The 9,089-nt window shown below is 43.3% G+C and carries 8 protein-coding genes; 4 read left to right on the forward strand and 4 right to left on the reverse strand.

Going from position 1 to position 9,089, the window contains the following annotated elements; genetic code table 11:
* Positions 1-172: 172 nt before the first annotated feature.
* Complete coding sequence (locus NI455_RS14530; RefSeq protein ID WP_253114786.1) at positions 173-718, reverse strand: glutathione peroxidase; 546 nt, start codon at positions 716-718, stop codon at positions 173-175.
* Between the two features lie 191 nt (positions 719-909).
* Between NI455_RS14530 and NI455_RS14535 the strand changes: the two genes are divergently transcribed.
* Positions 910-1,806 (forward strand): DMT family transporter, encoded by an 897-nt coding sequence (locus NI455_RS14535; RefSeq protein ID WP_253114787.1) that lies wholly within the window; start codon positions 910-912, stop codon positions 1,804-1,806.
* A gap of 433 nt (positions 1,807-2,239) precedes the next feature.
* Here the strand turns inward: NI455_RS14535 and tsaC are convergent, their stop codons facing one another.
* Genes tsaC through NI455_RS14550 form a run of 3 tightly spaced genes read right to left on the reverse strand, consistent with a single transcriptional unit; the run spans position 2,240 to position 5,200 of the window.
* Complete coding sequence (gene tsaC / locus NI455_RS14540) at positions 2,240-2,809, reverse strand: L-threonylcarbamoyladenylate synthase type 1 TsaC (protein WP_253114788.1); 570 nt, start codon at positions 2,807-2,809, stop codon at positions 2,240-2,242.
* 41 nt (positions 2,810-2,850) lie between these two features.
* Positions 2,851-3,990, reverse strand: coding sequence for a DNA-processing protein DprA (gene dprA, locus NI455_RS14545; protein ID WP_253114789.1), 1,140 nt, complete (start codon positions 3,988-3,990; stop codon positions 2,851-2,853).
* A 55-nt stretch (positions 3,991-4,045) separates the two neighbouring features.
* Positions 4,046-5,200: a LysM peptidoglycan-binding domain-containing protein gene (locus NI455_RS14550; protein WP_253114790.1), complete on the reverse strand. Its 1,155-nt coding sequence runs from the start codon at positions 5,198-5,200 to the stop codon at positions 4,046-4,048.
* A gap of 120 nt (positions 5,201-5,320) precedes the next feature.
* On the opposite strand from NI455_RS14550, the gene def reads away from it, so the two are divergent.
* The 3 genes from def (at position 5,321) to NI455_RS14565 (ending at position 8,457) form a co-directional block, all read left to right on the forward strand.
* Positions 5,321-5,851 carry a peptide deformylase gene (gene def / locus NI455_RS14555; RefSeq protein ID WP_004644875.1) on the forward strand — a complete coding sequence of 177 codons (531 nt, stop codon included), beginning with the start codon at positions 5,321-5,323 and terminating at the stop codon, positions 5,849-5,851.
* 92 nt (positions 5,852-5,943) lie between these two features.
* Positions 5,944-6,354 (forward strand): DUF2946 family protein, encoded by a 411-nt coding sequence (locus tag NI455_RS14560; protein ID WP_253114791.1) that lies wholly within the window; start codon positions 5,944-5,946, stop codon positions 6,352-6,354.
* 72 nt (positions 6,355-6,426) lie between these two features.
* Entirely contained in the window at positions 6,427-8,457 is a 2,031-nt protein-coding gene (locus NI455_RS14565) for a TonB-dependent copper receptor (protein ID WP_253114792.1), read from the forward strand.
* Positions 8,458-9,089: the final 632 nt, after the last annotated feature.

A 9,089-nucleotide genomic window follows, 5' to 3' on the forward strand; every position in this document is an offset into this window, starting at 1 on the left:
AATTATCAAAGTTCTGTTGCTTTAGCCTGTATATTTTTATGGCTACCTTTATAGGGTTAATTATGAACAGTAAATGTCAACAGACCCTAATCGTTTTTAAATAAAAAAATAAGTATCTACCAAGAAAATAGATACTTATTTCAAGCTTGATGCTTATGAGAATAATCGAGAATTATTTTGCAAGTTCTGCATTCACTGCATCGACAATCCGTTGATCATCTGCAGTAATATCTGGAGCAAAACGTGCCACTACTTCACCATTTTTATTGATCAGGAATTTTTCAAAGTTCCAGAGCACTTCTGGTGGCTGATTTGGGGTTAAACCATAATCGACCAGATCTTTCCACCAAGGGCCTTCACCGATACGTTCCGGTACAGCCTGCGTAAGGGTGGTATATAAAGGATGCTTGTCTTCGCCCGCGACAGAGATTTTAGCAAATAGCGGGAAGTCGACTTTATAATTTACTGAACAGAATTCCTGAATCTCGGCTTCGCTACCCGGTTCCTGTTCCAAAAAGTTATTGGCAGGGAAGCCCAGAATTTCCAGACCTTCCGCTTTTTTGTCCTGATACAGTTTTTGTAAGCCTTTATATTGCGGCGTCAGGCCACATTTAGATGCGACGTTAACCACCAGTAAAACCTTACCTTGGTACTGGTTTAAAGTGGTTTCTGTTCCGTCAATGGTTTTGACTGGAATGTCATATACAGAGCGAGTCATTAGATTTCCTGTTTATTGCGACTGAACGGTATTTGTTTTTAACGGGTATTCGCTTTCAGTACAAGTAGAAACAGGTGAGCTTAGTTACTTAAAGCTGCAAATTGCCTCAATATTATGTGAAAAATCTATTATGCTAGGAGGCGCGAATAGGCATAGCTTAATAACAAGACCAGCGAATCATGGATGAAAGTATGACACAGCAACAAAAGGCAGTCTGGTGGGCCATGGCCTTACCACTGGCCGCAGTTTTGATTTGGTCTCTGAATATGACGGTTACCCGTTATGTGGCAGATTATATTTCTCCCATCAGCATCAGTTTTTATCGCTGGGCCTTGGCCTTGCTGATTTTAACTCCATTCATGTTGCCCAAAGTCAAAGCAGCGTGGCCGCAGATTCGTCCGCATCTCGGACATTTTGCCATTTTGAGTGCGCTGGGAATGGTGCTGTATCAGGGGCTGGCTTATAGCTCGGCACACTACACTACTGCCACCAACATGGGCCTGATCAATGCCTTTATTCCTATTTTTACCATTATCGTGGGTATTTTTGTTTTAAAGATTCGCCCGACACAGGCTGCAGTGCTGGGAAGTCTCTTGTCCTTTATTGGTTTGATGTATGTCATGGCACAAGGGCAGGGCCTGCAGTTTTTAACTGTCGGTGAAAGTTATATTGGCGATCTGTTGATGTTGATCGCAGTATTTTTCTATGCCTGTTATGGCGTGTTTCTGAAAAAATGGCAGATTCAGATTCCACTCTTAGTGAGCCTGTATATCCAGATTTTTATGGCCTTTCTCTATCATATTCCTTTGGTATTGATTTTAGGTCTGGATAGCATTAATCATGCTAATGCAGCCAGCATTATCTATGCCGGAATTTTTCCTTCTATTGCCGCACCCTTATTCTGGATGATGGCTGTGCAACAACTTGGTCCCAATCGCAGCAGTATTTTTATGAATCTGATGCCTGTCTTTACCGCAGTAGTCGCATATTTGTGGCTGGGCGAAGCCTGGACCATGTATCACAGTATCGGCGGTGGCATCATTTTACTCGGAATCCTCTGGGCACAATATCCCGGAAGATCCGCTTAATCAGGAATTAAAAGAGCTGGTTAAGAATTTTTTATGATTAAATATTGATCTTTTGAACAATTTTTTTTAATTGAAATCCCCTTTTAAATGCTAATTTTCAAATGTTAAAACAAATAGAAAAATATCGTTTTATTTTAAAAAGAGAATAGAAAGAGCAAGATATTTTGAATATTGGTCAAAAATTGTTTGCTATTAATAGAAAATATGTATTATTTGATTGTTTTATTATACTTGTCGTTGTACTCAGTTTCTTTCATAATGCGCCCATCGAGAATGATCAAGCAAGAAAATCCTTGTTTTATCAGACTCCCAGAGATTTTCTGAACCCTCTGGATGTGATTTATGCACATCCTTTTTTATGCTCAGCCATCCCTATATGGCTGAGCTTTTTTTTGTCTTAAAACTTTAGTCGGGCTTGAGTGTCCCGACTAAATCAGACACGAATAACTACGCCAGTCACTGCATCAATGATCCGGCTTGGTTGCTGACTTAAACCGAGGTCACCATTTAGATAATTCAGGTTCTGGTCAAAATAGCGGATCGCATCCTGAAGTGAGCGGGCAGGTTCCATGCCGGCAGGGTTGGCACTGGTCGAAACGATAAAACCGCCAAAGGCCTGACACAGTGCCACACAGAGTGGGTGAGTGGTTACACGTACGGCTACTTTAGGATGATGACCTTTAATCCAGTCAGGAATATCTTTATTTGCAGGAAGTAGCCAGGTGGTCGCGCGATCAGCAGGTCTGTCATGGTTCCAGGATTCAATCACTTTTTCATGCATTTCTTCGCTTAAATCCTGCAGCAGATGTTCTACCTGTGAAAGATGAGCTGCCAGCAGAATCACACCTTTCTCAATCGGGCGTTGCTTCAATTCTAGAATCTGATGAAATGCCTGTTCATTATAGGGGTCGCAACCCAAGCCCCAAACAGCCTCTGTAGGATATGCCAAGACTTGTCCGTCTTTAAGCCATGCTGCTGCTTCGGCAACAGAGGTAGTGATCATGTGGATACCTTATATTAAACAACAAAGCGCTATTGTGAACCTTATTTAAGAATCCGACAACGTAGATACAGGCCGGCTTGCTGGGTACAAAAACCGAGTAACTCCAGTTCCATGAGTTGGCTGATCAAAGCAGATACCTCTTGCTGAACCTGCGTTCCCAGTTGATCCAAACTCTGTCCCACCCAGTCCAGCTGATTATACAGACTGAGCAGATGCGGTGGAATTTGCTGTGATGTTGCTTCAGTAACTTTCGTTTTGGTGGTATTTTCTAAAGCCTGCCATTGCGTCGCCAGTGCCAGTTCTTCGATGACCTGCTGTGGATGATCAATCAGAATCGCACCCTCACGAATCAGTTGGTGACAACCCTGATAATGCTCGCTGTAAATATGTCCCGGAATGGCAAACACAGTTTTACCTTGCTCAGCTGCCAGTTTAGCCGTAATCAGAGAACCACTTTTTAATGCAGCTTCTGCCACAATCACACCTAGACTTAAACCACTGACGATTCGGTTGCGCCGTGGGAAATGGTGCTGCAAAGGCAGCGTATCTGGTAGAAACTCACTGATGACGGCACCACCGTGCTCAATGATTTGCTGGCGCAGTGACTGATGCTGTACTGGATAGGTTTGATCCAGTCCGGTCGCCATCACTGCAATTGTCCCCTGATGTTGTAGGGCAGCCCGATGCGCTGCTTCATCAATACCGTATGCCAGACCGCTATTGATATAGAAACCCTGTTCACTCAAATAAAAGGCAAAATCATAAGCCACTTGCCGGCCATGCGGACTCGGCTTGCGACTGCCCACAATTGCAATCTGTGCCTGAAGCAGGGTATCAGGTCGACCCTGACCAAAAATGATTGGGGGTTTATCTGTATAAGGATGCAACTGCTGCGGATAATGCGGATCGCCATGCAATAAAACAAAGTCACTATCCTGCTGGATCTGCTGCAGACAACGCTGAAATTTCTGCTGGGCTTCGGGAAGAGAAAATTCTTTTAAGCGCTGTACATGATTGGCATGAATACCGAGTGCCTGCCAGACAGGGGCTTGATCCGGCTGAAGGGCATGGGCCAGTTCGGCATAATGTTGACTGATTTTATAGAAACTCGAAAGGGAATGCTGAACCAGATACCATAACATAATTGTTTCCAGTTGCGCGCGCGATAACGGGTTCAGCATATTGAGACCTATAGGGTTGTCTTCTTATTATTGAGTTTTTTATTTAGACAAATATTTATTCATCTAAAAGAGGTGCTTGAATTCCTGCACCAACCTTGATTGGTAATTCACTTTCCAGCACATAGGCATAGCTCAACTGATCGAAGGTTTTAAATACCATGATCTGGCCAATACGCTCACCTGGCAATTGCACACGTTCTTTAGTTTTCGGATCAGTCACCACTTCACCTTTTTGATTCACACTAAAGACATGACCCGTCTGAACCCCATGTGCCGTACCACGGTCAATGGTGACCACACTATGACGTGCTGCAGTACCAATTGATCCCAATACACGCACAATCTGGCCACCGGCAGCAATATTTTCTGCATTGGTCGGATAGAACAGGGTCGGTAACATTGGATCGTATTCAGGCAAGACGCGATCACCACGACGGACTTCAGCATTGTAACTATCTGTTAGTTCAAGCGTGGTGACATCACCTTCGCCACGTACCGCAATACCAGATGCCACCTGTTGCAGCTCGAGTGCAGCCGTATATTTCTTGCCGTTTGCATCCGTAAATACATACGGTTCAGCTTCACGATACACCGCATAGCGTTGGCCAACTTCCAGACCGTGACCACGTGCATAAACTTTCTGGCCTTTGCCTGCCAGTACGCGCTGATCTGCAGTTCCGAGGATATATGGCGTACCTTGAACTGAATCAGGCGCCAGAAGGGTATAGCGCTCTAGCCACTGCTTGATATGCTCAAGCGGAATCACGGGAATCGTATTATTTAAAGATTCAACACGAATCTGGGGTTGCAGAGAACTACTGCCAAGATAGCGGTTGATAATACCTTCACAACCATCACCTTCGTCTTTACCAATAATCGGACGGCCTTGGTAATCACACATCAGCAGGCGGTCACCCGGGAAAATCCAATGTGGATTTTTCACGTGCTTATTACTGGCCCAGATTTCCGGCCAACGTACCGGATTTTTCAGGAAGCGTTTCGAGATATCCCAAAGCGTATCGCCTTTTTTCACTACATAAACGTTCGGTGCACTGGCTTTTAATGCCGGTGGATTGACGTTGCGTGCAGGTGCTGCCTCGGCAGAATGAATGGTCCCCATACTGACGCCGACACAAACGGCAAGTGCCAGCATCTGATTTTTAAACCCCAAGGCACTAAAAAATGGCATGCCCTTCAAAACCTTTTTCATTATCATAATTCCTAAAATTATGTGCGTAGTTGCGTTATAATAACGATCTTACACACATTTTTTTGATGAAGCATTCCCTTCATTTGGTTTTTTGATCAATGGCATAATTGAGGACGCAGTATGGCCTTATTACCTATTTTAAGTTTCCCGGATCCCCGTCTTCGTACCATTGCACAACCTGTCGAAGAAGTGACTGATGAAATTCGTCAGCTCGCTGCGGATATGTTTGAAACCATGTATGAAGCACCAGGTATCGGACTTGCCGCGACTCAGGTGGATCGTCATATTCAGCTGATTGTTATGGATCTGTCTGAAAATAAAGATCAACCGATGGTGTTTATTAACCCCAAAATCACACCATTGACTGAAGAAACGCAGCCCTACGAAGAAGGCTGTCTATCAGTTCCTCAAATATACGATAAAGTTGATCGTCCGTCACGCGTAAAAATCGAGGCAATTAATCTGGAAGGTCAAGCATTTGAGCTCGATGCTGACGGACTTCTCGCTGTGTGTATCCAACATGAAATGGATCACTTAAATGGCAAATTATTTGTCGATTATTTATCGCCATTAAAACGTCAACGTGCACGTGAAAAAGTGGAAAAACTGGTCCGCCAGCGCAATAAAGACAAGGTGGCAGTGAAACGCTAGGATCATTTTAAAGTTTATTTAAATGGTCTAGCAAAGCCCAATTCTGATTGGGCTTTGTTATAATCGACATAAGCATGTTTTAGGAATAGCCTGTGTTTTTACGCGCGGGGCTGCTATTTGCATTTGCAGCTGTGTTTCTACAGATTGCTGTATTTTTACAGCCTTTGTTACCGAAGCAATATCAGGTTGCTCCGGTCTGTGAAACCATCACGCGTGCACTTTTTATCGCGACAGATGCTCATGCGCAGCATAGCGTTGGCGAGCATACTCACCTTGTTCAATCCGATCATCTTCAACATGATCATCATGATGCCAATCATCAGTGTCAGTACTGTAAGGTTCATGCCAATTTAGTCTTACCACCTGATCTGGACATCAAACAGGTTCTTGACCGGATTCATGTCCGTTTAATTGCCTATCAAAAAACTTTTAAGCATGTTTGGTTTGTCCTTCAGCAACTCTTCTTAATTCCTCAGGGGCGAGCGCCACCACTTCCTGCATAAATCTGCATTTTTCAGCTTGGGTTTGTATTGACTCAAGCCGTGCCTAATTTATGTATTTAGTGAGATAGAGAAATGGCTCAGCCTAAATTTTCTTTACAGCCACTTGCGGCTGCGATTTGTGTTGCTTGTTATTCTTCGGTGGTGATGGCCAATGAGGCCATGCCGGTGCAAACGTTTGCCCCAATTGTGGTGACGTCAGCAGCAGGTAATGATGCTAATGGGCTGATTGTCCGCGCCGACCCTAAACAGCCGATTCAACCCATTCCTGCCAGTGATGGTGCGGATTATTTGCAAAGTATTGTCGGCTTTAGTTCGGTCAATAGCGGTGCCGGCACCAATGGTGATGTGACGTTCCGCGGTATGTTTGGTTCACGAATTAAGATCCTGACTGATGGCACCGAAAACCTAGGCGCCTGTCCAAGTCGTATGGATTCGCCAACCTCCTATATTTCTCCGGAAAGCTATGACCGTATTTCGGTGATTAAAGGACCGCAAACGGTTCAGTATGCCAATACTGGCTCTGCGGCAACGGTGATTTTCGAACGCACACCGGAACAGTTTGATCAAGATCAAAACTATCGCGGTCAGGCCAGTGTCTTGATGGGCTCTTTCGGACGTCTTGATCATAATGTGGAAGTTGCAGCAGGCGATGAACAGAAATATGTCCGACTCAATACCAATCGTTCGGTATCGAATAGCTATCAAGATGGTGATGGAACCACTGTGCCTTCAGATTGGGAGCGCTGGAATGCAGATCTGGCTTTGGGATGGACTCCAGATGCAGATACCTGGGTAGAACTAACGGGTGGTAAGGCGGATGGTGAAGCTGTTTATGCTGGCCGTGCAATGGATGGTTCCAAGTTCGCACGCGAAAGTCTAGGTTTACGTGTGGAAAAGCACAACGTCACGGATGTGATCCAAAAGATAGAAGCTCAGGTCAACTACAACTTTAATGACCATGTCATGGATAACTTTAGTTTACGTGAGTTCCAGCCTGGGGGTATGATGAGTATGCCTATGGCCACCAATGTGGCGCGTAAGACATTGAATGCGCGTATGGCAATGACCAGTGAATGGGATAAATTGCAGCTGATTACTGGTATTGATAGTCAGAATAATGAACATACTAAACGTAACGGAAGTCTGATGACGCTGTATCAAACTCAGCCACGAACTAAAGATATGGAATTCCAGTCTGTGGGAGCTTTTGGAGAACTGAGTTATCTGTTCAGTGATAACAATAAGCTGGTGTCTGGTGTTCGTCTTGATCAGGTCAATGTAGACGCTGTTCAATCTCAACAGGAACGCAAAGAGACTTTACCGAGTGCCTTTATTCGTTTTGAAAATCATCATCCCGATCATGATGATGGCAAGACCTATATTGGCCTGGGTTATGTCGAGCGTATGCCGGATTACTGGGAATTATTCAGTCCTAAAACGGGAAATGATAACGTCAATACTTTTGCCAATATTGATATTGAAAAGACATTACAGCTAGATTTTGGTTATCAACATGAGCATGGTCATTTCAACTCATGGGCATCCGCATACGCAGGTTTGATTAATGATTATGTGTTAACGACATATAAACCTACTGGCATGATGGGAATGCTCGAAGCACATACCCGTAATGTCGATGCCATTATCGCTGGTGCAGAAGCTGGAATTGGTTACCAGTTTACTGACCGCCTGCAGGCCGATATCAGCACCATGTATGCCTGGGGTGAAAACACCACAAATAATACGCCGTTACCACAAATCTCTCCTTTAGAAGCCCGTGTTAACTTGCGCTATGTTCAAGACAAATATAATTTTGGATTGCTATGGCGTGTAGTAGATGGTCAAAACCGGATCAGTCTTAACGAAGGTAATATTGTGGGTTATGACAATAAGCAGAGCGCAGGCTTTGGCACTTTGTCTTTAAACGGTAGCTACCATGTCATGGATAGCGTGGATATATCAGTCGGAGTCGATAATGTCCTAGACCGGACTTATACCGAGCACTTAAATAAAATGGGTGCTTCCGGGACAGGTTTACCAACAACCGAGCAGTTTAATAATATGGGACGTAATTACTGGGCACGTGTCAGTATGAAATTCTAATTGTTGCTCAGTACTCCAAAAGCCATTGCTCAATAGCGATGGCTTTTTAATTTTTAGGGTTGCAATCAATTTTCCATATTTAAATAGGGCCTATGTATCTTGGAAGAAGACTGGATAAAACAAGTTTTGTGTATATAAACGCCAGGTTGATGAAGAATCAAACAAGAATAGAATGTGAATTGAACGACATAAGTCATGTGATAAAGACTTTTATAATTTAAATTCAAATAAAACAATATCTTATTGATTTAGTGGATAGGTTTTGTTGAAGGTGCTCAATAAAATTCAAAAATAATGAAAATAAATTAACTATATATAACAATTACTTATATTTTTATTGGTTTGAAAAATAAACACACGATCAAAAATCTTTGCGAGAAGTGTTGCAACGTATCTGAAATCCTGTAGAATGCACATCCATCGGCGATGATGTTGATTAAAACTTGTTGAGAAACAAGGATTTAGCTCGAAGGGTTTAAATCTGAAAGTCTTGAAGAAGTTTAAAAATAATCGATTGAACCTGTTGACTCTTTCGAAATAAAGAGTAATATAGCCGACCTAGCTTGCTGGTGACGAATCAGCAAGAAGATCATTAAGAGATTATGAAGAACAACTTGTGTGGATTTTTACTG

Source organism: Acinetobacter lwoffii (genome assembly GCF_024129435.1).
In the GTDB taxonomy this organism is placed as follows: Bacteria; Pseudomonadota; Gammaproteobacteria; order Pseudomonadales; family Moraxellaceae; genus Acinetobacter; species Acinetobacter lwoffii_F.

Bases quoted from the DNA above. Each gene is read 5' to 3' on its own strand.
- def (WP_004644875.1), top strand. From the start codon at position 5,321: ATGGCCTTATTACCTATTTTAAGTTTCCCGGATCCCCGTCTTCGTACC.
- NI455_RS14565 (WP_253114792.1), top strand. From the start codon at position 6,427: ATGGCTCAGCCTAAATTTTCTTTACAGCCACTTGCGGCTGCGATTTGT.
- tsaC (WP_253114788.1), bottom strand. From the start codon at position 2,809: ATGATCACTACCTCTGTTGCCGAAGCAGCAGCATGGCTTAAAGACGGA.
- NI455_RS14535 (WP_253114787.1), top strand. From the start codon at position 910: ATGACACAGCAACAAAAGGCAGTCTGGTGGGCCATGGCCTTACCACTG.
- NI455_RS14550 (WP_253114790.1), bottom strand. From the start codon at position 5,200: ATGAAAAAGGTTTTGAAGGGCATGCCATTTTTTAGTGCCTTGGGGTTT.
- dprA (WP_253114789.1), bottom strand. From the start codon at position 3,990: ATGCTGAACCCGTTATCGCGCGCGCAACTGGAAACAATTATGTTATGG.
- NI455_RS14530 (WP_253114786.1), bottom strand. From the start codon at position 718: ATGACTCGCTCTGTATATGACATTCCAGTCAAAACCATTGACGGAACA.